Origin of the sequence: Fibrobacter sp. UWB10, from assembly GCF_900182935.1 — a bacterium.
Classification (GTDB): domain Bacteria; phylum Fibrobacterota; class Fibrobacteria; order Fibrobacterales; family Fibrobacteraceae; genus Fibrobacter; species Fibrobacter succinogenes_O.
The window spans coordinates 93,473-117,191 of record NZ_FXUE01000007.1 but is presented as its reverse complement, the minus strand read 5'-3'; the positions used below and the strand labels follow the sequence as shown (position 1 = coordinate 117,191).

At 51.8% G+C, this 23,719-nt stretch carries 24 protein-coding genes; 12 read left to right on the top strand and 12 right to left on the bottom strand.

The annotated features are described in order from the left end of the window. The first annotated feature begins 28 nt into the window (after nucleotides 1–28). Nucleotides 29–247: a hypothetical protein gene (locus QOL41_RS13795; protein ID WP_283430228.1), complete on the top strand. Its 219-nt coding sequence runs from the start codon at nucleotides 29–31 to the stop codon at nucleotides 245–247. Between the two features lie 29 nt (nucleotides 248–276). Here QOL41_RS13795 and QOL41_RS13790 read toward each other — a convergent pair whose 3' ends face one another. Then, nucleotides 277–813: a DNA-deoxyinosine glycosylase gene (locus QOL41_RS13790; protein ID WP_283430227.1), complete on the bottom strand. Its 537-nt coding sequence runs from the start codon at nucleotides 811–813 to the stop codon at nucleotides 277–279. 26 nt (nucleotides 814–839) lie between these two features. Here QOL41_RS13790 and QOL41_RS13785 point away from each other — a divergent pair, with 26 nt between their 5' ends. After that, nucleotides 840–1,319: a low molecular weight protein-tyrosine-phosphatase gene (locus QOL41_RS13785; protein WP_283430226.1), complete on the top strand. Its 480-nt coding sequence runs from the start codon at nucleotides 840–842 to the stop codon at nucleotides 1,317–1,319. Between the two features lie 125 nt (nucleotides 1,320–1,444). Next, entirely contained in the window at nucleotides 1,445–4,411 is a 2,967-nt protein-coding gene (secA, locus tag QOL41_RS13780) for a preprotein translocase subunit SecA (RefSeq protein WP_283430225.1), read from the top strand. Between the two features lie 358 nt (nucleotides 4,412–4,769). Here secA and QOL41_RS13775 read toward each other — a convergent pair whose 3' ends face one another. Then, nucleotides 4,770–5,792, bottom strand: coding sequence for a hypothetical protein (locus tag QOL41_RS13775; RefSeq protein WP_283430224.1), 1,023 nt, complete (start codon nucleotides 5,790–5,792; stop codon nucleotides 4,770–4,772). A gap of 96 nt (nucleotides 5,793–5,888) precedes the next feature. Between QOL41_RS13775 and tmk the strand changes: the two genes are divergently transcribed. Beyond that, nucleotides 5,889–6,518: a dTMP kinase gene (tmk, locus tag QOL41_RS13770; RefSeq protein ID WP_283430223.1), complete on the top strand. Its 630-nt coding sequence runs from the start codon at nucleotides 5,889–5,891 to the stop codon at nucleotides 6,516–6,518. A 70-nt stretch (nucleotides 6,519–6,588) separates the two neighbouring features. Continuing rightward, on the top strand, nucleotides 6,589–7,377 hold the full coding sequence (rsmA, locus tag QOL41_RS13765) for a 16S rRNA (adenine(1518)-N(6)/adenine(1519)-N(6))-dimethyltransferase RsmA (RefSeq protein ID WP_283430222.1): 789 nt from the start codon (nucleotides 6,589–6,591) through the stop codon (nucleotides 7,375–7,377). Here the strand turns inward: rsmA and QOL41_RS13760 are convergent, their stop codons facing one another. Together QOL41_RS13760 and QOL41_RS13755 are read right to left on the bottom strand one after the other, a co-directional pair. Next, nucleotides 7,378–7,512: a hypothetical protein gene (locus tag QOL41_RS13760; protein WP_283430221.1), complete on the bottom strand. Its 135-nt coding sequence runs from the start codon at nucleotides 7,510–7,512 to the stop codon at nucleotides 7,378–7,380. Nucleotides 7,513–7,528: 16 nt separating this feature from the next. Continuing rightward, the gene (locus QOL41_RS13755; protein ID WP_283430220.1) at nucleotides 7,529–8,488 is read right to left on the bottom strand and encodes a hypothetical protein; all 960 of its coding nucleotides are present in this window, start codon (nucleotides 8,486–8,488) and stop codon (nucleotides 7,529–7,531) included. Nucleotides 8,489–8,724: 236 nt separating this feature from the next. Here QOL41_RS13755 and QOL41_RS13750 point away from each other — a divergent pair, with 236 nt between their 5' ends. Continuing rightward, complete coding sequence (locus tag QOL41_RS13750; RefSeq protein WP_283430219.1) at nucleotides 8,725–10,245, top strand: T9SS type A sorting domain-containing protein; 1,521 nt, start codon at nucleotides 8,725–8,727, stop codon at nucleotides 10,243–10,245. A 49-nt stretch (nucleotides 10,246–10,294) separates the two neighbouring features. Here the strand turns inward: QOL41_RS13750 and QOL41_RS13745 are convergent, their stop codons facing one another. Then, a complete protein-coding gene (locus tag QOL41_RS13745) occupies nucleotides 10,295–10,705 on the bottom strand; it encodes a (deoxy)nucleoside triphosphate pyrophosphohydrolase (protein WP_283430218.1) in 411 nt (136 codons plus the stop codon). 12 nt (nucleotides 10,706–10,717) lie between these two features. Further along, nucleotides 10,718–11,710, bottom strand: coding sequence for a hypothetical protein (locus QOL41_RS13740; RefSeq protein WP_283430217.1), 993 nt, complete (start codon nucleotides 11,708–11,710; stop codon nucleotides 10,718–10,720). 85 nt (nucleotides 11,711–11,795) lie between these two features. On the opposite strand from QOL41_RS13740, the gene QOL41_RS13735 reads away from it, so the two are divergent. Together QOL41_RS13735 and QOL41_RS13730 are read left to right on the top strand one after the other, a co-directional pair. Continuing rightward, nucleotides 11,796–12,806 carry a hypothetical protein gene (locus QOL41_RS13735; protein WP_173654524.1) on the top strand — a complete coding sequence of 337 codons (1,011 nt, stop codon included), beginning with the start codon at nucleotides 11,796–11,798 and terminating at the stop codon, nucleotides 12,804–12,806. A 15-nt stretch (nucleotides 12,807–12,821) separates the two neighbouring features. Then, entirely contained in the window at nucleotides 12,822–14,210 is a 1,389-nt protein-coding gene (locus QOL41_RS13730; RefSeq protein WP_283430216.1) for a sodium:solute symporter family protein, read from the top strand. On the opposite strand, the gene QOL41_RS13725 is transcribed toward QOL41_RS13730, so the two are convergent. Beyond that, nucleotides 14,207–14,785: a M48 family metalloprotease gene (locus QOL41_RS13725; protein WP_283430215.1), complete on the bottom strand. Its 579-nt coding sequence runs from the start codon at nucleotides 14,783–14,785 to the stop codon at nucleotides 14,207–14,209. The two genes, QOL41_RS13730 and QOL41_RS13725, sit on opposite strands and share 4 nt — an antisense overlap. Nucleotides 14,786–14,790: 5 nt before the next feature. After that, the gene (locus QOL41_RS13720) at nucleotides 14,791–16,668 is read right to left on the bottom strand and encodes a DUF4954 family protein (RefSeq protein WP_283430214.1); all 1,878 of its coding nucleotides are present in this window, start codon (nucleotides 16,666–16,668) and stop codon (nucleotides 14,791–14,793) included. A gap of 28 nt (nucleotides 16,669–16,696) precedes the next feature. Here QOL41_RS13720 and QOL41_RS13715 point away from each other — a divergent pair, with 28 nt between their 5' ends. Beyond that, nucleotides 16,697–17,149, top strand: coding sequence for a hypothetical protein (locus tag QOL41_RS13715; protein ID WP_283430213.1), 453 nt, complete (start codon nucleotides 16,697–16,699; stop codon nucleotides 17,147–17,149). Between the two features lie 2 nt (nucleotides 17,150–17,151). Continuing rightward, nucleotides 17,152–18,348, top strand: a complete 1,197-nt coding sequence (locus tag QOL41_RS13710) for a glycosyltransferase (protein ID WP_283430212.1) — start codon at nucleotides 17,152–17,154, stop codon at nucleotides 18,346–18,348. Nucleotides 18,349–18,388: 40 nt separating this feature from the next. Here QOL41_RS13710 and QOL41_RS13705 read toward each other — a convergent pair whose 3' ends face one another. The 3 genes from QOL41_RS13705 to QOL41_RS13695 all read right to left on the bottom strand — a co-directional run bounded on the left by QOL41_RS13705 (nucleotide 18,389) and on the right by QOL41_RS13695 (nucleotide 21,098). Further along, on the bottom strand, nucleotides 18,389–18,628 hold the full coding sequence (locus QOL41_RS13705; protein WP_283430211.1) for a hypothetical protein: 240 nt from the start codon (nucleotides 18,626–18,628) through the stop codon (nucleotides 18,389–18,391). A gap of 15 nt (nucleotides 18,629–18,643) precedes the next feature. Next, on the bottom strand, nucleotides 18,644–19,582 hold the full coding sequence (locus tag QOL41_RS13700) for a PD-(D/E)XK nuclease family transposase (RefSeq protein ID WP_283430210.1): 939 nt from the start codon (nucleotides 19,580–19,582) through the stop codon (nucleotides 18,644–18,646). A gap of 262 nt (nucleotides 19,583–19,844) precedes the next feature. Further along, a complete protein-coding gene (locus tag QOL41_RS13695) occupies nucleotides 19,845–21,098 on the bottom strand; it encodes a metallophosphoesterase (RefSeq protein ID WP_283430209.1) in 1,254 nt (417 codons plus the stop codon). Nucleotides 21,099–21,148: 50 nt separating this feature from the next. Here QOL41_RS13695 and QOL41_RS13690 point away from each other — a divergent pair, with 50 nt between their 5' ends. Together QOL41_RS13690 and QOL41_RS13685 are read left to right on the top strand one after the other, a co-directional pair. Next, on the top strand, nucleotides 21,149–21,463 hold the full coding sequence (locus QOL41_RS13690; protein WP_163438485.1) for a nucleotidyltransferase domain-containing protein: 315 nt from the start codon (nucleotides 21,149–21,151) through the stop codon (nucleotides 21,461–21,463). A 1-nt stretch (nucleotide 21,464) separates the two neighbouring features. Then, nucleotides 21,465–23,258 carry a penicillin-binding protein activator gene (locus tag QOL41_RS13685; RefSeq protein ID WP_283430208.1) on the top strand — a complete coding sequence of 598 codons (1,794 nt, stop codon included), beginning with the start codon at nucleotides 21,465–21,467 and terminating at the stop codon, nucleotides 23,256–23,258. A gap of 113 nt (nucleotides 23,259–23,371) precedes the next feature. Here the strand turns inward: QOL41_RS13685 and QOL41_RS13680 are convergent, their stop codons facing one another. Next, nucleotides 23,372–23,590 (bottom strand): hypothetical protein, encoded by a 219-nt coding sequence (locus QOL41_RS13680; protein ID WP_173654533.1) that lies wholly within the window; start codon nucleotides 23,588–23,590, stop codon nucleotides 23,372–23,374. Between the last annotated feature and the right edge of the window lie 129 nt (nucleotides 23,591–23,719).

Genomic DNA, 23,719 nt, shown 5'->3' with positions numbered 1-23,719 from the left:
GAGCGATTTTAAGCTATCTTTTTAATGTATGGCCGATTCACTTGACGAAAAGCACATTGAAACTGGCACGAACCTTGCCGCGGCCCCCGCTTCAAAGGTTGCCGCAGACTCTCCTGCAGAGGCTCGCAAGGCACGCATCAAGAAGATGCGCGGATGGCTTTCTCCGCGCGATACCGTGGCCGACGACTTTGGCCCCGAAGATGCTGCGCTGTATTACGGCGAAGGGCATAACGGCTGGAACCGCTAGCGTTGGCGGCTTGTTTAGCCCGCGGGGCTTTATTCTAGAATTACCTTGTAGGCTTCTACCAATTTCTCTAGCGATACGGCGCAGTTGGCGGGCGAGGTTGAGGGGAGCTTGACCGCGTCTATTCCGACATCTTGGGCGCAGAGTTTCTGGTACAGCTTGTGGGCGGTGGCTCCGGTGCAAAAGATGCGCGTGACTTTGGACTTTTTTACGAGTTCTTTTATGTTGTTTACAACGGGGTCTTCGATGCTGGTGTCGCTTGCGCCCACAATAGTGCAGCTGTCGAGAACGTCCCACAGGGCCACGTGATGTTTTTTGAGCATGGCCTTCTTTTGGGCGATGGTTTCGGGCACGCTTTCGCCGAGTACGGCAGCCATGACTTTCCAGAAGCGGTTTTGCGGGTGCCCGTAGTAGAATGCCATTTCGCGTGACTTGGGCGAGGGTATGGAGCCGAGCAACAGCACGCGGGATTCGCGGTCATATAGGGCCGGGAACTCGTGCGTCACATGCGTGCGTTCATTCTTGATTTGCACGGCATTACTAGTGGCTTTGTTTGCGGGCTTTTTCATGGACACAAAAATACTATTTTTGCCTTATGAAAATCAAGATTCTGTTTGTGTGCCACGGGAACATTTGCCGAAGCCCGATGGCTGAATTCGTCATGAAAAAGTTGGTACGGGATTTGCCCGCCGAATCGTTAGCGGATGTTGAATTCGAGATCGCAAGTGCCGCGACGAGTACCGAAGAAATCGGGAACCCGGTTTACCCGCCGGCACGCCGCATGCTTGCCTCGCATGGGATCGATTGCAGCGGAAAGACGGCGCGCCAGATGACGGTTCGCGACTATGAGTATTACGACTACATTGTGCTCATGGACCGTAACAATTTGCGCAACCTCCGTTGGATTTTGCCGCCCGAGCTCCAAAAAGACCCAAATCACAAAATTTCGCTTCTAATGGATTGGGTTGGCAAGAGCCGCGATGTGGCGGACCCCTGGTATACAGGCGATTTTCAGGCCACTTGGGACGATGTAAACGAGGGTTGCAAGGCGATGCTGGCCCAGATTCTGCGATAGACTCGGCAATAGGCCCTTGTTTCAAGACTAAACGATTCTGAATTGGCATGCAATTTGCTAAATTCTCCCCGTAAATTTTTAATCAGAGACCGCGGGCAGTGCCCTCGGCCGTAAAAAGGAAAAAGATGAGCATAGTCGATACCGTTCTTCACAAGATCTTTGGTACCCCGCACGAACGTAAAGTCAAGCAGCTGCGCCCGGTGATTGCCGAAATCCACAAGGCCCGCGAAGCCCTGGAAGCTTTGGATGACGCCGCCCTTGCCGCAAAGAGTGCGGAATTCCGCGAAAAGCTCAAGAATGGCGCCACCCTCGAAGACATCAAGGTCGAAGCCTTTGCCGTGTGCCAAGAAGCTTGCGACCGCCGCCTGGGTATCTTCAACATCTTCAAGCCCGAAAACAACTTCGACTTTAGCCGCCTGGGCCCCGAGCTTCAGGATGCCGTGAATGCCGCGAAGGCCGAACTTGCCGCCGGCAAGAACGAATGGGAAGTCTACCTGCCTGCCTCTGTGTACGCCAAGGTTCGCGAACTTTACCCCGAATCGGTGAAGCCGTTCCGCATGATGCCTTTCGACGTGCAGATGATCGGTGGCTTGGTGCTCCATGAAGGTGCTATCGCTGAAATGGCAACTGGTGAAGGTAAGACGCTTGCCGCCGCCCTCCCGGTTTACTTGAACGGTCTTTCTGGCCACGGTGTGCATGTGGTGACTGTGAACGACTACCTCGCTGGCCGTGACGCCAAGCAGATGGGTATGGTCTATAAGTTCTTGGGACTCACGGTGGGCCTGATTGTGAACGGCCTTTCTCCCGAAGAACGCCGCGTGAGCTACAACAGCGACGTGACCTATGGTACCAACAACGAATTCGGCTTTGACTACCTGCGCGACAACATGGCTGTGGAACCCAACCAGCTGGTGCAGCGCGAACTGAACTTCTGTATTGTTGACGAAGTCGACTCCATTTTGATTGACGAAGCTCGTACGCCGCTTATTATTAGTGGTCCGGCCGAAGACGCTACCGAAAAGTACGCCAAGGCAAACGAAATCGCCAAGCAGCTCATTAAGAACAAGGACTTCTCGGTCGACGAAAAGGACAAGAACATCCAGCTGACTGAAAAGGGCGTGAACCACATTCAGGAACTCATGCACATTACGAACCTGTACGGCGAACATGCCGACTGGGTGCATTTCTTGGATAACGCTCTGAAGGCCTGGTACCTTTACGAAAAGGACGTGGACTACATCGTCCGCGATACCGAAATCATCATCGTCGACGAAAACACGGGCCGTCTTATGGAAGGCCGCCGCTACAGCAACGGTATGCACCAGGCTATCGAAGCCAAGGAAGGCGTGCAGATCCGTCGCGAAAACCAGACGCTTGCAACGATTACGTTCCAGAACTACTTCCGCATGTACAAGAAGCTTTCGGGTATGACGGGTACCGCCGAAACCGAAGCAACGGAATTCATCAAGATTTACAACATGAATACTTGGGTGATTCCGACCAACAAGCCCTGCATTCGTAAGGACCTGCAGGACATGGTGTACAAGTCTGAAGATGCCAAGTGGCGCGCCATTGTGGCTGAAATCAAGGAACGTCACGAAAAGGGCCAGCCGCTCCTCGTTGGTACGGCATCCATTGAAAAGTCCGAACATTTGCATGGCCTCCTTGAAAAGGAAGGCATTCCGCACGAAGTTTTGAACGCTAAGAACCATGGCCGCGAAGCTGAAATCATTCAGTATGCCGGTCATAAGGACAAGGTGACGATTGCAACCAACATGGCTGGTCGTGGTACCGACATTGCCCTTGGCCCGGGAGTTACCGAGCTTGGCGGTTTGCATGTGCTTGGCACCGAACGTCATGAATCTCGCCGTATCGACAACCAGCTGCGTGGTCGTTCCGGCCGTCAGGGCGACCCGGGTTCTAGCCAATATTTCCTCTCCCTCGATGATAACTTGATGCGTATCTTCGGTGGCGACAGCGTCAAGAACTTGATGACCCGTTTTGGCGTGGGCGAAGACGAAGTGATTACCCACCCGATCGTGTCCCGCTCGATTCGTGGTGCCCAGCGCCGCGTGGAAGGCCAGAGCTTCGATATCCGTAAGCACTTGCTCGACTACGATAACGTGATGAATGAACAGCGTAAGGTGATTTACGGCCTGCGCCGCCGCATTCTGAACGGCGAAGACATCAGTGAAGAAATCATGAACCGTATCGAAGATGCCTGCGACATTAAGGTGTCAGCCTACATTCCGGCCAAGACTTACGCCGAAGCCTGGAACTTGGAAGGCCTGCACATTGACTTGCAGCGTAGCCTCGGTATGGAATACAGCCTCACGCTCGAAGAAGCCATGAGCAAGACGCCGGAACAGGTGCTCGATGAAATCATCGCACTCTGCAAGGCCCGCTACGACAAGCTCACGAAGATTATTCCGGAAACTGACTTCCGCCAGATTGAACGCCGCTTCTTGTTGATGACCATTGACCAGGTGTGGAAGGAACACTTGTACGCCATGGACCAGCTGAAGGATTCTATCCGTTTCCACGGATACGCTCAGAAGGACCCGCTGATGGTCTACAAGAACGAAGGCTTCAAGATGTTCGAAGGCTGCATGGAAAAGATTGCAACGCTCACTGCGCTCCGCATTCTGAACATCCGCATTACGCTCCCGAACGGTGTGACTGTTTCTCCGGACCAGTTGCAGCTTAAGAGCCAGGAACAGATTGACGCTGAACGCAAGGCCGCTGAAGAAGCTCAGGCCGCTGCCGCTCAGAACGCCGCAGAATCTGCCGAAGTTCCGGCTGAAGAAAGCGCCGCTGAACCTGCCGAACAGATGAGTGCCGAAGGCGCGAAGCCCGCAGGCCTCGCAGGCCAAGCCGCTACCTCTGAAACGAATGCAATTTCCGAGGAACAGCAGGCTAAGCCGATGCCGCAGTCCGCACTGCCGGGTACTCGCCCGGGTGTGAATCCGGCCATGCTCGCCGCCGCTCGTCGCCGCGCTCAACAGCAGGCTCCGAAGCTCGGCCGCAATGACCTTTGCTGGTGCGGTTCTGGCCTCAAGTACAAGAAGTGCCACGGCAAGGACGCCGAATAATCGCCATTAATCGCGACTAAAAGTTGCCGTAAAAGCGACCGCGTTTAAAAGCAAATAAATCCCGATGTCATACGGCATCGGGACATTTTTTCAGTAAGAAAAAAACAAGAAGTATTTTAATACCTGGGGTGTTGTGATGTTGACAACATCCCCTGCGCCAAGTTATATTTAGTGCCGTTGTGTATAGCAGTAGCTATACGGGGGTGTTTATGTTTTCATGTGAAGTCGATTGCTCGACGATAATCATGTTCGCGGAACTAGCTGGGGCTGTAGTTCTTGAACTTCTGATACTTTTTTATCTAGATCGCGCCATTAAATCTGACGACAATCATTAAAAGCTGTCTTTATTTTTCAGCGATTAGGCTTGCGCAATGAAGTCCAGATAAAGCTTCTGGGCCTTAGCATCGTACATTACCACGTCGTAGAGTTCGCCGTCTTTGCCGGTACGCGATTCCACGAAGAGTCCGCTCATGGAGCCCTTTTCGGTGGGCAGGAATGCGCTGCGGCCTTCGGGCGATGTCTTGAATTCAAGGTAGCCCTGTTCCACGTACCAGTCGCGAATGACTTTGTAGTAGATGCGTTCCATGTTGTCGCTTACAAGTGCGTTCAGGCGGCGTGCGATTTCACTGACGGGCACCGGAGTGTCTTCGGAGGGATATTCGCCCAATTGTTCAGCGGTCAGGTGGAATTTTTCCTTCTGTACGCGCTTCGGGGCGTATTCCTGGTCGTCGTTCAGAGAATCCTGAGCCTGGTTTGCCTTGCGGGCGGCATAGCGTTCGTTTGCGATAGCGACACACTTTTGAATGTTGTCCAAAATGAACTGCTGTGCCTGTTGCCAGCACTGCGTATAAATGTTGTGGTGGCCGCGCAAATCCGATTCGCCCTTTTCGAATCCGTAAGATTCACCCTTTGCGGTGGGTAGGTTTGCTTCGGTGCCGTTTTCGGTAGATTGCCTTTCGAGAATACCTTCTTGCACCAGGAAGTTTGCCACGTCGGCATACAGCAGGTGGTTCATGTTCTTGGGCAAGAGTTCGTTCACGTTGCGCACCACGCGAGAAATAGAAACCGGGTAATCGAAGAAACGGTAACCCTTCAGGGTTTCGGCGTCGATGGCCAAATCTTGCATGACGGGCTTTGCTTTTTTAACCGGGCGCTTTTCGAATTTTTCGCCCTGGAATTTTTCGTTCGGCATGGGAGCCACTTGGTCGTGGTTCAGCTGCTGCTGCAAAAGCGATGCGACGTAAGCCAGGCACTTGCTGATACGTTCCTGCTTGCAGGAGTCACCTTCGGGCAGAATTTCGTCTGTCAGGGGGTTGATTCCGCAAGAAAGCTTGCGCAAGTACATTTCGGCACGTTCAATAATCGCATTTTCAGAAGGCATAAAAACTCCATTAGTTGCAAAAGGCGATGTAAAGATAGTATTTTCTTGGCGCCTCATAAATTTTTTCTACTTTTTTAAAGTACTTGTAAATTGATTATGAAGACAGCGAAGCATTTTTTTAGTTTGGAAGGTATCGACGGGTCGGGTAAAACGACTCAGATCGATATGCTGATTGACGCCCTCACTAAAGAGGGATATTCTGTAGTGAAGTTGCGTGAGCCGGGTGGCGCAAAGATTTCGGAACGCGTGCGCGAGATTTTGCTGGACACGAGTTTCAAGGGAATCATGAGCGACAAAACCGAACTCTTGTTGTACAATGCAGCCCGCGCGCAGGTGATTGCCGAAATTATCCAGCCCGCACTTGATGCCGGCAAGATTGTGATTGCTGACAGATTCGCCTGGAGTACTTTTGCTTACCAGGGTTATGCCCGCGGCTTGGGTGCTGACCTTGTGCAACGCCTGACAGAAATCACTTGCGACGGTTGCTTTCCGGAACTGACTGTGGTGCTTGATATTGATGTACAGCGGGGACGCGCGCGCACCGCGAAGCGGGGCGAGGCTCCCGATCGACTCGAGAGCGAGAAGGCCGAATTTTTCGAGAGGGTGCGCAAGGGGTACCTTGCCGCGGCCCGTGACTACAGCGACTGCGTTGCCGCCATTGATGCCGACCGTACGCCTGATGAAGTTTTCGCTGACTTGTACAAGCTTGTAAAAGCGAGACTCTAGAAAAACTTTAAAGCATAACTTAAATGGCCTGCAATTGAATTGCGGGCTTTTTATTTCTATCTTTGGCGGTATGGATAGAGCAAGACGCCGTAAATTTGGTCAGAACTTTTTGGATGTACCGACCGCCCAAATGATTGCGGGCGATTTGCCGGCGAATGCGGGCGACTGGGTGCTTGAAATCGGCCCTGGGCACGGCGCCCTTACTGAACACTTGCTTGAACGCGCCGTGGAACTCACTGCCGTCGAAATCGACGAGCAGTGCGTGGAATTTTTGCAACAAAAATTCCAGGGCCGCGAAAACTTCCATATCGAAAACATTGACTTTTTGAAGTTTGACTTGCAGGCGTTTCTGGATGCCCATGAAAAGCCCTGGGTTACGGGTAACTTGCCGTACAACGTATCGACTGCGATTATCGCGGGCCTTATGCCCAAATTACACTTGACCAAGGGCTTTATGGGAATGGTGCAGCTCGAAGTCGCCGAGCGCATTTGCGCAAGCCCCTGCAGCAGCAATTACGGCAGCCTCTCTGTTCTGGTGTCCGCTTACGCCGACACGCAGATTCTGCGCAAGATTGGGCCCGAGCATTTTACCCCGCGCCCCAATGTGGACAGCGCTACCATGCTCTTGACGCCCAAGGCAGACGCGCTCCAGGCTCCCGAAGGCTTTTTTGACTTTGTACGCGCCGCCTTCACCCAAAAGCGCAAAACCCTTGCCAATTCGTTCGGCCGCGCCTATGACAAAAAGAAAATCCAGGAAGCTATCGAGCTCCTGGATTATCCGACAACCGTTCGTGCCGAAGAACTTTCGCCTGCACAGTTCCTTGAATTCTACAAGGTGATTGTGGGCGAGCAGGCTTAATTAGCCGAGTTCATCGCAATAGTCACCATCATCGCATGTATCAGAGGGTTCTTCGCCGCTTCCGCTGAGCAGAGCCACTTGATGGTCAAAATCGACGATTTCCATTTTCGGTGCTGTATATTCTTTCTTTTCCATAATCAACCCCTAATAATTACTTCTGAACCTTGGTGTTGCCAATGAACATGCCCTTGTTTTGGGGCTTGCTGTTCAGCTTGCGACCCTTAAGGTCATACCAGCCGTTCACCTTTACGATTTCGCCGGTAGCCATGTTCCAGCGGGCCGTACGCGTGGTGCCTTCTTCTTCGTCGACAAGCGTGACGTCGATGGTTTCGGGCAGTTCGACAATGGATTCAACAGACTTGGCGAGAGGAGTATTGCCTATGTACTTGAGGTAAGCGCGCATCGGCGGGAGGTAGGCGCCTGCACCTATGCGGGTGAAATGACCTGCATCTACCTTGTTCTTGTCCTTGGCGGCGTAACCGTAAACGATTCCCAAATCGGCATTGTCCTTTTCCCAACGGATAAATTTGTAGGTGCCTTCGAGAGCCCAGTCATTGTGGCCAGTCTTGGGGTTGTATACTTCGAGATGTTGCTGAGCTGCAGTGTGTTGGGTGATTGCTTGCAGATTGCTTGCGGTAAATTCAATTTCCTTGATATCCTGGCATGCTTTATTTTTGGTATCGGTAACCATGAGCATGGGCTTGTGCATGTCGCCCTGGCCTTTCATATTCTTTGCGGTGGCATTCCAATTGCCTTCGTCATCGGTGGAGAATTGTACCACTTCGTACAACTGTATGCAAGAATTTTTCGGCGAGTAGTTCATTGGGAGCGAAATGGTCGAATTCGCGGCCAGCTTTGTGCTGCGTTCCACTACAAGGTTAAATTCGCCCTTGTGAGTAAATTCGTCAATGCAATTCTTGGATTCTTCTGCAATTTCGACGCTAGCGTTTTCGTCGTTGATCGATTCCAGATACATGGTGTTGTTGGATTTGTAGTAAGCTCCGCCCGGGAACTTGCAAGTCACATCTTCGTTCGGTCTTTCTGCCCAAGCCGTTGAAACGAAGCACGACAAAACTGCAACAGTGGCGGCAGTAAGAACTTTCTTGTTCATGATTCCTCCAAAAAAATTTGGCGGACGGCAATATAGAAATCAGGTGCTTATTTCAATATTTTTTTTATGTTACTTGTAAAATATGAAAAATGGATAAAATGCGGAGCGTAAACTTATTTTTATAGACAATTCATCCATAATCAGGGCGCTCTGTGGCGAGATTCTTGCCCGCTTATAGTTTATATTCCATCATGGAGTGGTGTGTTGTAAAGGGGCATTTTGAAAAAGGAGTCATCATGCTTATCAAGGCAACCAATTTATTCACGACAGCGTGCGTTCTCGCTTTTTGCGGAATGGCGTCTGCATATTCCATTTCTGGTTCCGTTTCTGACGACCAGGGTAAAGGCCTCAAGGGTGTCGCAGTAGACCTTCTGAAAGAAGGCCGTCAAACCACAACGGATGACCAGGGCAAATTCTCCATTGATGTAGAAGAAACGGGAATTCATGCCGTCAAGAATAGCGTAGGCTATATTGGCGTGAATAATGGCGTTCTTTCGTATTCCCAGAGCAGCACGCAGCCCGTTCAGGTAAAAATTTTCAACTCGCTTGGCAACCAGGTTTTCCAGAAAACACTGCAGGGCGCAGGCTCTTATAACTTGAGCAACGCAGTCAAGGCCCGCGGCACGTACTTTGCGCAGGTTTCTGTCGGATCTGCCAAGCATAATTTCAAGTTTACGACCGATGGCGGCTTTAATAGTGCAATTGGCTCGCAGGCCAGTGGCGCCCTCATGAAAGAGGCTGCTCCGGGTGAAGCAATCCGCTTTGTGCTCGAAGGCTATGACACGCTTACCGTACCGCTCGGCACGCTGGACACCACTCTCAATGTAAAACTCACGGCAACCGCTCCCCAGTTCAAGTTTGGCTATGCTCTCGGCAACGCGCCCACCCCGAGTAAGGGCTGCGGCAGCAATTCCAAGTTGCAAAAGGTCAAGAGCGTTGAAAATGGTGACCAGTTCCAGATTCAGGTAGGCAGCGACAGCCGCAAATACTTTATCACCTTGCCCAAGAATTACGACAACACAAAACCGCACAAGGTTCTGTTTGCATTGCACTGCTATGGTAGCAGTGGCGAAGACTTTGTGCATCACAAAGCAGACTACGACCATCCGACACCGTACTATGGCCAGCAGGTGCTCGACAAGAACGGTGACTACATCTTTGTTTCGCTCGATGCAATCGGTGGTTTATGGAACAAGGGCCAGAGCGATCACGATTTCTTCGCCCAGACGCTCACGACTCTGAACGAAAACTACTGCGTTGACACGAGCCGCGTGTTCATTACTGGCTTCAGCTATGGCGCCATGTTCAGCTATTCTCTGATGCAGGACATGCAGAGCCGCGTGCGTGCTGCCGCCACTTACGCCGTAGCTGATTACAACATCTGGCTCCCCGAAGGCAACAACATGAAGAACCTGCCTATTGCCTGGATGAACGTGCACGGCGTGAACGATGGTCGCTGCGATTATAACCGCGCGAAGAACAGCGCTCTCCCGCGCATCCTAAAGCGTAACGGCAAGGCAGACGCGAATGGCGACTTCACTGACGCAAGTTCCGAAAAGCCCAAGGAAGTGAGCGGCAACACCGGCCACGTGTGCTACGACTTTACGACCGTCGACGAACGCTTCCCCGTAAAATGGTGCAGCTGGCCGGGTGACCACCAGTGGACAGCCCACGATACCGGCAACATGAGCGTGGGTTGGAACTGGGAAAGCACCTGGGTTCCCGAAGAAGTCCACAAGTTCTTCGAACAGTTCTAGAATTTCCTATATACACCTCCTAAGGGCTCGCCGGCAACGGCGGGCTTTTTTATGTAAGGTGCTTTTCTAGAGTTTTAACGACTTCGATGTCGGCGGGGAGCCAGTTCACAGAATGCAGTTCTGTGCGCGAGAGCCAGCGGGCTGCTTCGTGTTCGAGTAGTGTGGGGGTGCTGCCGTCTGCGAGTGTGCAGTAAAAGCAGTGCATGGTTAAGTGGAATGCGGGGTAGTCGTATTCTACCGTGCAAATAAAGTCGCCCACATTCACGTTAATCGCAAGTTCTTCTTTGAGCTCGCGTGCAAGCGCTTGTTCGGGTGTTTCGCCGGGTTCCATTTTGCCGCCCGGGAATTCCCAGCCGTCTTTTTGTTCGCCGTAGCCGCGTTGGGTGGCAAAGAATCGGGCCCCCGCTGAATGCGGAGCCCCGTCGCAAATAATGCCTGCAACAACCTCGATACGTTTCATGGCGTGATGGCGTTATTTCTTCTTTTTCTTTTTGGCCTTGCGGATCGTATCGACGGCGGCTTTCAATTCTTCTTTCTTGGCTTGTTCTTCTTCGGGAGTGGGCTTGGTGTCTTCGAGCAGGCGGTCGGCCCATTCGTCCCAGAAGCGGCAGCGTTCGCCTTCAAGTTTCATTTTTGCAAACTTCACGGGCTCGGTTTCGACGGCAAGCGTTACGACCGATTCCTTGTAGGCCTGCGGAAGGCCTGCTACGTGAGCCATACGCTGCTTGAGTTCGGCTACGGTGGCATCTAGAATATCGACTTCGAAACGGCGCTCGATATAGCGGCGGGTAATGAACCCGAGTGCCATAAAGTAGTCGCCTTGATTGCCTTCGGCAAGGTAATTCTTTTGGCGGAGTTCCTTGAGGGCAAGCACTGCTTCTTCGTACGGCGGGAGCCTGGGGGCTTCGCCATGCTTCGCAAACTTTTTATGCAAGAACCAGCCGAGGAATACGAGGAGGGCGACGCCAATCACAATCAGCACAATGTAGAGCCACTGCGGGAGGCGCGGATCGTCGAGCGGGTCTTCGACTTCAATAATGTCTTCTTCTTCGCCGGTGGTACGGGTAGAAACTTTGACGGCTACGGGGTCGGTGCTTGTCTTGACAGTGTCGCTACCGACGACGGCGCTCACTTGCTGCGGGGCAATCAGAAAGTCGCCGCTCACGAAGGTGTTGAGCGTTGCAAGCCAGGTGAATTTGGCGGTGCCCTTGGGCATGCCTTCGGTCACCTTTTCGTTCTTCATTTCTTTGACTTCGAAACTGCCGAGGTTTCCGACAAAGCTCGGCAAGTCGACGATTGCGTTTTCGGGGGCCACTACCTGGATTTCGTAATTGAACATGTCGCCCACGAACACTTGGGCGTTATCGACGTTTGCCTTGACCGATACATCGAAGGCGAGGGCGCTTGTGGCACAAAATGCGATTGCAGTAAAAAGAATTGCGAGAGAGCTAAAAATTCGAGACATATAAACCTCAGTAGCAAAGAATATACAAATTTTGATGTGTGTGGGGCAACTTTGGCGGGTTGTTTATCTATATTCGCAAGGGCTTATGCTTTGGCGAAGAATTTGCAAATTGGTGATTGTTTCGGTGCTGTTTGGTGCCGCGTTCGCTGTTGCAGATGAACCTGCCGACAGCTCTGCTGTTAAGACGGATTCTGTTGCGGTGGCTGATAGCACAGGGCTCAAGACTTCGCGCGAGGGCACGCTTTCGATAGTTTCTCTTTTGTTGCCGCACAATTCGCTTAAGAATTCGGAGACTTTGCATAACTGGCCTTTTTTTGCGTTTGCGGTGCCTGCGTACACATACCATTTTAAGGTGCAACAGGATTTCGGCAAATTGCTGAGTTTTAAGGGCTTGGCTTCGGGCGATGTGAACTTTGCGGGGGTTGGCGTAAAACTTGATGCTGCAATTGAACTGATGCATTTGTTGGAATTGGGCGCCGAGGCGAATACGGGGACGGCGCTGAACTATGGTCGCACTGCAACTTTTATGGGTGTTTACCGGCCCGAAAAACGAAAGTACAGGCGTGATATTATGTTTACGGAATACGCATACGGCATGCGTTACCACACGGCGCTCACGATTCCGTTGCTTGCTTTTTTGCCCAAGAGTGATTGGACCAAGATTATTTTGAAGGGGACGGCGGAACTCCGGTATTCTGCATATACGGGCGCCGAAGATAAAGAGGTGTGGAAAGCCGGCAACGAAAACATGGTGAACGGCTTTAAGTACAAATATGGCGGTACGCTCATCTATATGATGCCTTTTGAGCGTGTGCCTATGGCGATGCTTGCAGTGAATGCGAGCGGCTTTAAGCATGAATATGATTTTGATGATGCATACAAGGATTACAATCCGAGCTTTGTAACGGTGAGTATAACTCCGATGGCATCGATCAAGGTGAGCCAAAAATGGAACGGCATGCTTATGGCGTCTGTCTCGCGCGACCGCAAATTTGAAAATCATCGATACCCGACAACCGAGGAATTATTGCAAAAGCAGGTGGGGAGCGAATGGGATTTGCGTACGGTCATGTTTATCATGAGCCGGAAATTCTAGATTTTGTTTCACAAAATGGAGATGCCCGCTGTTGCGGGCATGACAGAAAACATGAATATTGCCTTAATTATCTACTTGGTGTTTTTGATTGCGATTGCGGTGCGCAGTGCGCGGCACGTAAAGGACATTCCGGATTTTTTTGTGGCGCGCAAAGGAGCGTCGGCGAAGGCGGTAGCCGGTAGCCTTGTTGCAACGATTTTGGGCGGGTCGGCCGTGATTGGCGCCGTCGATAGCGGCGCTAGGCTCGGCGGGTCCGCGAGCTGGTTCATGCTGGTGGGCGCACTTGGCTTGTTGGCGTTGATTCCGTTTGCGGGTCGTGCCTACAGCCACGGCAAATATGCGCTGCCGGATTTGGTCGAAAACTTGTATGGCAAGGGCCCGCGACTGGTTGCCTCTTTTGTGATTCCGGTTGCATGGACTGGCATTGTGGCGGCGCAAATTATTGCGGCGGCCAAGCTCTTGATGACTTTTACCTCGATGCCCTACACGACGGCGGCGATTGTGTCTGCGGCGGTGTTTACAGGTTACACGCTTGCGGGCGGCCAGGTTTCGATTTTGCGTACCGACTTTTTGCAGGCATGCCTGATTATTGCGGGGCTCTTGCTGCTTGCGGGCTTTGCGAAGTTTGGCGGTGGCGAGCTCGGCAGTATGGTGGCGAGTGCTTCGACGAGTGTGGCGCCCAAGTTCCCGTTCAACACGAACTTCACACCGCTCGATTTGTTCCTTTTGATTCTCACTTACGGCACCACGTATACGGCGGGCCCAGACATTTATAGCCGCATGTTTTGTGCGAAAGATGCCGCAACTGCCAAGAAGGCAATTGGCATGGCAGCATGCGTTTTGATTCCTGTTGCATTTGTAATCGGCTTCTTGGCTGTTTACGGAGTGAGTTTTGTTGGAGAGCAGGGTGCCCGCATTACATCGATTGCAAATGCGGTATTGCCGTCGTGGCTTTTGCCGGTATTTGCGCTTGCGCTTTTGAGCGTGGTGCTGAGCAGTGCCGATACAACGCTTTTAAGCAGTTCCATTATCATTAATGGGTTGTGCCCCAAGCCTTCGCTGCTCCAGGCCCGTATCGTTATCTTGATGAACGGCTTGATTGCCTTGATTCTTGCGCTTGTATTCACCGACATTATTGGCACGCTCTTGCTTGCGCTTGCAGTTTATGCAGGTGCGTTTACGGTGCCGATTCTGTGGGGACTTTTGGGCCTTAAGGCAAAGCCCAAGTTTGTGGGGATTGCCATTGTGGCAGGTGGAATCTTGGCGCTCGCGGGTAAACTGTGTCCGGCGTTACCGGGTTCGCTTGGCTTGCATACCGGGGATATCTTAATGATTGCAGCGTTCGTGGTGAACGCGATTATCCTTGCCCTCGGCCGTGAATCTCGTGCTGTTAAAGAGGCTTAAGCCGCTTTAATTTCTTTGTTCAAAATCTTTTGACTGCGTATAGCAACAGTCGGATGTTCGCGGTAAATCACTGCGAACAATTTTGTATACGGGATTTCGCTTTCGGCGAGGTTTCGCATGGCGGCCTTGGCTACCTTTTTGCCGAGCTTGTCGAAGGCGTAGCGGTCGGCTTCGTATTCCTGGTGCCAGCAGTAAAGGTGGAATAGGGTGCGGAACGGAATTGCCGCCAAATGAAGCCAGAGGATAGATTCTACAAGCGACATGCCGTGGCTTGCAAGCAAGAAGGCGAACAGCCATACGGCCAACAGCAACAGGGCGATTTTCGCGAGGTTACGCAAAATGCCGTGACGCAGGCTTGCATGGCCTTCTTCGTGTTTTTTCACGAATTCGTTTTCGGCAGGATCCTTGCGGTTTTCGGGCAGCGGCACGATGTCATTCAATAGCGGAATCAAGCGCAATACGGCAAAGATGCCGCCGCGCATTTGCGTAAGCCTGCGCTCGCGAATTTCAAGCACGAGGCGTGCCACGAATTCAATGGCAAGCAATAAGGCGAGTATCAGCGTAGCAGAACTCATTAGAGCTATTCGGGCTTGGCTATTTTAACAATGGAATTCAGCCTGCGCAACTTTTCTTCGACACGGGCTTTTTCCCATTCGGTGAATCCCTTATCGATTGGGTGCGCGTCGTCGTAGTCGTCAAAAATCTGGCGGCCGCGTTCGTTGTCCTTGTCGAGTCCGTGCGTCACGCGTTCGTACCAATCCTTTTCGAGCTGGCGGTAACGCTTGAGCAAATCGTCGAACGTTTCGGGCAAGGCTACTACGCGCATCACGTCCTTGTTCGCGTCGTTGGTAGCCATGCGGCGCAGTTCCTTTACGGGTTGCGCCTGCAGGTTTGCATCGTTTACAACCAGGGTGATAATCTGCTCGAGCGCGTAACGTTCCATGTATTCCTGGTACGTCTTAATCGCCTGCTGGCGAATGCGTTCGCGCATAAAGTTTTCGCCGAGACCATCGATGTGTTCCTTGGTGTAAATGTCGCGAATGGCAATCACTTGCAGGCGCTGGTAAGCGTCGAAAACATAGCGCACGGTATCGGGGCTAAAAATGCTGTAGAAGGTGGCGGGTACAATGCCCTTGCCGCGCAGCGAATACTTGTAAAGGTTGCGGTCGAGCGCGTAGGCGTTGCGGGCGTAGTTCCAACCCGGCACGATTTCGTTCAAGCGCGGGGCCACTCCCACGAGTTGCGGGTCGCCCGGGCGAATCAGCGAGAACGGGAACTTCACGCGCTGCGGGAGCGTGGTGAGTCCAGTTGCAATCAGTGTGAATGGAGATTCGCGGTAGTTTGCGGGGAACTTGATGTTTACGCCGAGGCCAAAGAACATTCCCTGGCCGGGCATGACTTCTTGGTCGGGCATACGGCCAGTGTGGTTGCTGCCCACGTTCGCGCCATAGCCGAGGTTTCCGCAACCTTCGGGCCAGAGTGCTGCAATCAAGAGCGAGTGGTGGTGCATTTGGGTCATAGGGCCCACATAAGAGCTGTTGACTTCGCCTTCTTCAATGTGGCAGCACGGTGCAATAATCGAAGACTTGACGATTGCCTTGCAGGCGACGGTCGTGCGGCTCATGAGCACAGAGCCTTGGACTTCGGCACCGGTGTGAATGGTGACCGATTTTTGCACGTTCGAATTTTCGAGAATCACGGAATCGTAAACGTGGCTCGGTTCTTCGAGCGAAGAAAGCACCACGGAATTGCGGATTTTTTCGGCGCCTTCGATGCGTGCGTGTGCGCCAATCCAGCTGTTACGAATGATGTTGGTGTTGCAGACCACGGCGCCCTTGCCGACTACGCCGAACGGGAATGCAGTTTCTTCGCGGTAGGCCTTGAGCTGTTCGTCGAAGGCTGCTGCGACTTCGGGTTCAGGCTTGTGGAACAGTTGGGCTTCGACCAGTTCCATGGTGATTTCGGGGAACACGGCGACTTTGCGGCCACCCATTTCGTTACCCACATGCATGGAATTCCCGATCATGTAGCTGATTTTTCCGCTACTGATAATCGAGCCTACATTCTGCACCACGGCGCTGCTGCGCACCAGAATGTTACTGAGCATGGCCACCTTGTGGACCAATGCGTTTTCGATAAAGCAATTGTGTACAAGGCTGTCGTAAATGCCGGTCGGGAACGACACGTCGCCCGGCAATAAAAGCGTTCCAAAGAATTTGGGCAAGTAGACTTCGCCCATGAACGACGAACGGATAATGCGGTTCGGGTCGAAGTCCGGTTCGACCATGACCTTGTCCCAAGATTCGGAACGGTTGCCGTTCTTTTCAAGAATCTGGATTTCGTCTTCGGTCAGGTGGCGGTATTTTGCAGTTCCGGCCCTGATACCCTTGAAATTTTCGACGGAGGTCGCCAAAATGCTGTTCTTGAGCACTTTTTTCAATTTTAACAATCGCTGCATGTCGTAAAAATAGCCTAAATTTGGGTGAATGATGAAAGAGCTGCTCTATAATTTGATACGAAAACACAAGTATAGTATCTCGATTTATACCGAAGAGATCTTTGAAAGACGTTGTCAAGAAGAAATTATCCGTAGTGATGAGGATAACAGCTCGTTTGTATATCTGGAATTTGACTTTGAAACTCTGAAAAAAGAACTGCCCGACGAAAGCGAATTTATCCAGTTTTGGAATTCCATGTTTGCCGTGCTGAACAGCGGTAGCCGCGGAAGCGATATCGTCGGGTTTTTGGAACACGAATCGGGACTGGGTATGCTTTTGCTCGATTCCAAGCTCGATGGCTGGCAGCGTGTGAAGGGCCGTATTGAACAGAAGACCGACAACAACGGAAAAGTCAAGGCCATTTTGGACAAAGTTGTTAAGCCTATCCTTTATCCGGCCTGTATTCAGAATATTCCCGCGCCGGAAAGCACCGCTGTTTAGTTATGGCTGTTTCTAAAGTACTTGTCATTGGTTCGGTTTATCCGCGTTTCCATGAAGACGCCGAAGTCCCTTGGTTGCGTACCTCGATTGCGCACCTCAAAAAGGCTGGCCTCGATATTCAGGTTTTGGCGCCCGCATACAAGGGCTTAAAGAGCCACGAAATCGATGGCGTCAAGGTTAATCGATTCCGCTATGCGCCTGCAAGTTGGGAATTTTTGACGCATGAAGAAGGCGCTCCCAGCAAGATGGCGAATAAGCCCTGGCTCCAGCTTTTGGCGATTCCCTATATCATCAGCGGGTTCTTCAAGTGCATTAAGATTTGCCGTAAGTTTAAGCCTGATGTGATTCATGCTCATTGGCCGTTCCCGCATGCCTACATCGCGCTCGGTGCCGCTAAGTTGTTCAGAATCCCGCTGGTGCTGAATTTCCACGGGGCTGAACTTCTGCTCATCCGCAAAAAGAAATGGGTTCGCCCGCTCCTTAAATTTGCAATCGGCCAGGCGCAGGCCGTGTTTGCGAACTCGAGCTTTACCGCCAGCAAAATCAAGGCCCTCCGCAATGTCGATGTCGAGTGGAGCCCGTATGGCACAACTTTAGAGACGGGGACGGGGAACGCCGAACCGCATCCCGTCCAGGGCAAGTTCAAAATCTTGTTCGTCGGCCGCCACATTGAACGCAAGGGCATTTGCTACTTGATTGAAGCGGCCAAGTACTTGCCACGTGATCAGTTCGAAATTCGCATTGTCGGTGTCGGCGATTTGACTGAAGAATTGAAGAAACTGGCTTCGGAGTCTGCGACCCCGAATTCCGCTGAAATCATCTTTACCGGCAAACTTTCGCCCGAAGCGCTCGCCAACGAATACAAGACTGCTAATGTCTTCACGCTCCCGGCGATTGTCGACAGCAAGGGCGACACCGAAGGCCTCGGCGTCGTGCTGATTGAGGCCATGGAACTCGGCCTCCCGATTGTGGCAAGCAATGTGGGCGGAATCCCGGACGTTGTTATTGACGGCGAAACGGGAATCCTCGTTCCCGAAAAAGACCCCGAGGCCCTAGCAAACGCCTACAAGCGCCTCGCCGCCGACCCGGAACTTGTAAAGCGACTACTCGCGGGCTCCCAGAAGCGCATCGCCGAATGCTTCACCTGGGACGGAATCATTCAGCGCCAAATCGCCGTCTACAACAAAGTTTTGAAATAATTTGAAAGGCTCCCTCACGGGAGCCTTTTCTGGAATAAAATCACTTTGATTGCGAGGAACTTAACGCGTCAAGCCTAGCTTTGGCCTCGGCAATTTTTTCCGGAGAAACACCCAAGTTTGCAAACACATTGATTGCGTCGGCGTGACCTTTGGTTTCGCCTTCAGCTTTTCCTTCGTCACGAGCTTTTTCTGCTCTTTCTTCGGCGTCGGCAATTTGTTTGCGGAAATAGTCTCCGGCACTTTCAAAGCCGTATTTTTGTCCAATACTTACGAATGCCATGTCCAGCTTCAAAAGCTATTTAATTGCAAGGGCTGCAGCAAGAATTTTAGGTGAAACACCTTTTGAACGGAGAAATTTCTCGATTTTCTTGTCTCGTGCCGCATTTTTATTATTTGCTTTTGCTTCACCTTCTTCGCGGCCTATGCGACGGGCGTAGCTTATGCATGCGTTGTATTCGTCTCTGTCAATCATATTCGTTGCGACCTCCGTGATAAATTCGTCCGTTGACGTGTCGATTCTCATACATTCGTAAACTTCGGCGATGATTTCGTCCTTGCATTTTGGCGCCCGCTTTATGAGCGGCATCGTCTTGAAGAGCCTTATCCATTCGTTTTCGGGCGAATTGTCCTTTTTCGGAATGTACTTGGTCAAGTCAATCACAATATATCTTTTTTTGGGGTAGATGGGCAAGGCTTTGGACTTTCCAACATCAGAGGCCCTGTAAAGGGCAAGCTCTTCGCGATAGTGCTTGCAGAAGTCCACGTTAAATTTGCAAATCCAGATGGAATATACCCTTGGCATTAGGTAAGGGTGTTCTTTCAACTGTTTTTTGGAAGCCTCATTAATGAGGGCAAGTTTGGCGTTGACCGAGAGCATGGCAGAATAAAGTTCGATGCGGTCTAGAAAATCTTCCTGTACCGCACGCTGGATTTCCACGTCGATAAATTCGTTGCCGGCGGTGCGTGCATGAATGTCGAAGCGTACGATCTTAGGCTTCTTTTTGTTGGAGTGGGCCTCCAGCCCAACGGTAGGTTTGAGACGAACGATATGAGCAATTTGCTGCTCGCCTTCCAAATGCAGGACTGCGTTTAGGAAATGGATGAGGTTCTCGGGTTTCTTGAAGATTTTCTTGAACGTTGCATCGAAAGTCGGGTCGAAGAAAGTCTGTTTCATCAACTCGGCCTTTTTAGCCTCAATCGCCTGCTCAATACTCTTTTTACGGTTCTGCACCATGATATTCCTTTCTCGATAGAGAAAATCGGTTTAAGACCGAGTTTTCAAAAAAAACTCAGCCCGGTTGCTGCACTTCCAGTGCTTTTAATTTAAAGGGAAGGGACCGATTTTGCAGTCCATCTAAAAAGCCATATAAAAATCATCAGATTGAAGAACACGCTAGGTTCGACAAAACTGACCAGGCGTAATCTAACAATTTTATTCTAAAAAAACAAGTGGTCAAAATTTTTGACCACTTTTTCTATTAAAATCTAATTCTCGGTTAGTTTTCTTGCGGTTCGCTGGCGTTTTCTTTCGCCTTGAATTTAATCACCCAGATTTCGGAATCGCTTCCTAGGCGTACAGGCGGACCCCAGCAATCAAAGCCGGAACTCACGAGCCAAAGGACTCCGCTGAGTGCGCCCTTGCCGTAGGCGAGTTTCCACACGAAGTCGATAATGACAGTCACGGGGAAGAACTGGCCGTCATGCGTGTGGCCCGAAAGGGCAAAGTCCGGGAGCCTGCCGACATGCGTTTTCTCGATTCCCTTGGGCTGATGGTCCAAGAGAATCCAGGGGCGGTAAAGCGGAATCGTATCGTAAGTAATTGCAGGGGCGGCGGCAACGGTATCCATGGTCGAATCTTGCGCGACAACCGTCCTTGTAGAATCTGCGAGAGAATCCGTAGTATCTTTTACGTGTTCCACGATCTTTATAGAATCGGGAATGAGTTCGCTAAGCGGCTTGCGTTCGGCGTCCCTGCTGCGTGCAACCGTAAAGTCGGTGCGGCCCGTAAAGCAGACGTCGCCCAGGCATGCGGTAGAATCGTCGAGCACCACGAAGCCCACCTTGCGCATCCATTCTTCGGGGTTGTTGCCCGAGCTCGCCATGAACGCTTCGTGATTTCCGTTGATGGCGACTGCCGCCACTTTCGCTCCGGCGGTCAGTTTTTTGAACAAAGTATCGTATCCCATGCGATCCATTTTTTCGGTCGAAATATCGGCCAAGTCTCCACCGAATAATAAGTAATCGGGCTTAATGGAATCGACTTGTGCAATAAAGCGTTCAAGCTTTTGGGCCTTGAACAGCGGGTCTACATGAATGTCGCTAAAGAATATCGCGGTGAAGTTTTCGGTATACTGGCTCGGCAAATCGATAGTGAGCAAGTTCGTTTTGTAATCGTCGTTTTGTTGCATGCCATAGCCAATGAACATGAACGTAAAGGCGCATGTGATTCCAAGCAGGTAACGACCCACGCGGCGTACCAGGTGGCGGCTCAGGTGATGCGGCTGCGTAAAATAATATACAACTCGATAAAGAGTCCAGGGTATATAAAGAATAAGGGAGTTTGGAAGCCAGACTGCAAAAAAAGCGACAATGTAACTTCCTATTAGCGTAGAGCGCAACAACATGCCCAAAAAGAGCACGAACAGCGTAGCACCGCCAATAATTTTACCAGTTTTACCTTTTGCAACGCTACTGACGTTAATATAAACGAGTGCAAGGCCTATAAGCAGTATAAATAGAAAGGCAATCATGTTTCAATAATAGCAAAACTTTTTTTGAGTTTAGCTATATTTGACCCCGTATGGCTTTATGTATTGAATCAGATCATTTGGAAAAGGTCCAGAGGATCTTGGCCCTCCATTTCGAAGGGCTCGAAGTATGGGCGCATGGAGCCCGTGTCACTGGAGTAGACCTTACTCCCGATACAGAACTGGAATTGGTGGTTATTTCAGAAAGTCCCCTTTCTTTCGAGGCGATGACCGCTGTTGAAAAGGCTTTTGTCGATAGCGGACTCCCGTTCCGGGTCGATGTCATGGACTGGGCGAAATTGCCTGAATCTCTCCAAAAACAAATCAAGAAAGAACACGACGTGGTTCAAGCCGCTGCGGAATCCTAGTATGAAACGTCTTTTACCCTTTGCTTTGGTGGCAATGCTTGCCGCTACCGCTTTTGCCCAAGACGAAATTCGTGAGGCAAAGAATTTAATCCAGAACGGCCAGTGTGCCGAGGCAATCGCCCCGCTCCAGAAGGTCTACAAGTCGAGCTTCCGTAAGCCCGCTGGCGAAAAGGCTTCTGTGATGCTTGCCGAATGCTACTTGCGTGAACACAAGCGCGACGAAGCCTTGAAGCTTTCTTCTCGCTTCCTGGAATACTACGTGAACACGGTCTACCGTGAACGCATGGAACTGGCGCATGCCATCGTGATGGTTGAAAAGGGTAGCGTTTACGAAGGTGTCGAATCCATGCTCCGCATTCTGGCCTACTCCAAGAACCCGGCCGCCCGTAGTCGCACCAAGGAAGTCGCCATTCAGACGCTGGCCGCTTCGCTTTTGACGGCTGAACAGTTGCAGGCCCTTTTGGAAAAATACCCGGTCGACAAGGACATTGTGGGCTGGATGCAGCTGCAGATCGGCCGTGAATGCCAGAATTCCAAGCGCTACAAGGCCGCCCGTTACTGGTACAAGAAGGTGGTTGCAGGCGGGGTAGCCGAAAACCTCTCCAACACCGCCGAGAAGGGACTTGAATCCTTGGAAGACCGCGGCGCCGGTATGCCGACGGTCTTGGTGCTCGCCCCCCTTTCGGGCGACTACGCCGAATTTGGTGCGGCGGCTATTCAGGGCGTGATTCTCGCCCACGAAAAGGCCGGACTCCAGGGCAAGGTGAACCTGCGCGTGTCCGACACCCGTGCTGACGCCGCCCAGGCGCTCCTGCGTACCCAGCAGGCCATTAACCAGGATAGCATTGTGGCCATCATCGGCCCCATCATGAGTGCCCCGGCCGCGACCGTAGCCGCCTGGCTCGGCAGCAACTTCCAGAATATCCCGATGCTCACCCCGACGGCTACCGACGACGGTATCGCCAAGATGGGCCCGAACATTTTCCAGGTGAACATCACCATGGATAACTTGGCGAAAAGCATCGCCGATTTCGCGACCAAGTGCCTGAACATCCGCGAATACGCCATCTTAAGCCCGCTCGGTGGCTATGGCGCCTCGATGTCGCAGAGCTTTACCACCGCCGTCGAACGCCGCGGTGCCTCCGTAATCGCCTTCCGCAACTATGAAGAAGGCCGCCCCGACTACAAGACCGAATTCAGCCTGTTGCGTGACGTGCGCTTCAAGCAGCTCAACCGCCGCCAGAACATTGCTCGCGGGGCATCTGACCTCGACGCTGTGAACGCCAAGGAACGCCGCTTCTACATGCAGGACTCCACGTTCAACATTCCGGGCATCTTCATTCCGGCAACCAACCCGGGTGACGCTGGCCTCATGGCTGGCCAGGTGGCCTTCAACAAGATTTCGGGCGTGCTGCTCGGCGCCTCTGGCTGGTATGGCCGCGAACTCTTGATTCAGGGCAAGCGCCAGGTCGACAGTTCCTACTTTAGCGTGCCCGCCATGGATATGGGCGGCAACAATGACGGCCTCAAGAAGTTCGTGAGCGACTTCAAGGAACGTTGGGGGGCAGAACCCGGCGAAGACAGGGTGAGCGGACTCAGCTACGACGCTGCAAACATCGTGTTCAGCTCCATGGCCAAGAACCCCAACAGCCTCACGAACCTGATCAACTACACCGCAAACTTCCAGGGCGTGTACGGCGAAATCAAGTTCAAGCGCGGCATGAACATGAACACCAAGATCGTGACCGTGAACAAGGGCAAGTTCGAAACCGTCGAAGGCTGCCCGGCGAAATAGAGTTTAGTTGGTAGAGCTTAGAACTTAGAATAGATATCAAAAAATTCCCGCAGTAGGCACACTGCGGGAATTTTTTTCATCTAGGAGGGAGAGAGTGAAACGCTTGGGGTGGGCTAGTCTTCTTCGATAGCCGGGTTCCAGAGCGAGGCGGCGACATAATCCGGCGAGTCTCCGTTGCGGTAGTAGGCATGCAGGCTGTCGTCGTCCAAAAGGTCGTCCAGGTTTCCGCCACCGGCTGCGTCGAGTTCTTCTTTGACGCGGGTCTTGAATGCCAAGAAGCCGGAATGGATCATGTAGAATGACAATGCAGATGTTTTATGGAAAAGCTTCATAAGACCTCCGTCGCGTGTTATTCCCGGTTTTACCCTTTTTTATTGTGAAATTGTTGTTTATATGTTGATAAGTTGTTTATCACCTATGCTAGTTATAGATAATTTTGCGTGTTCAGGCAATAGTCAAAA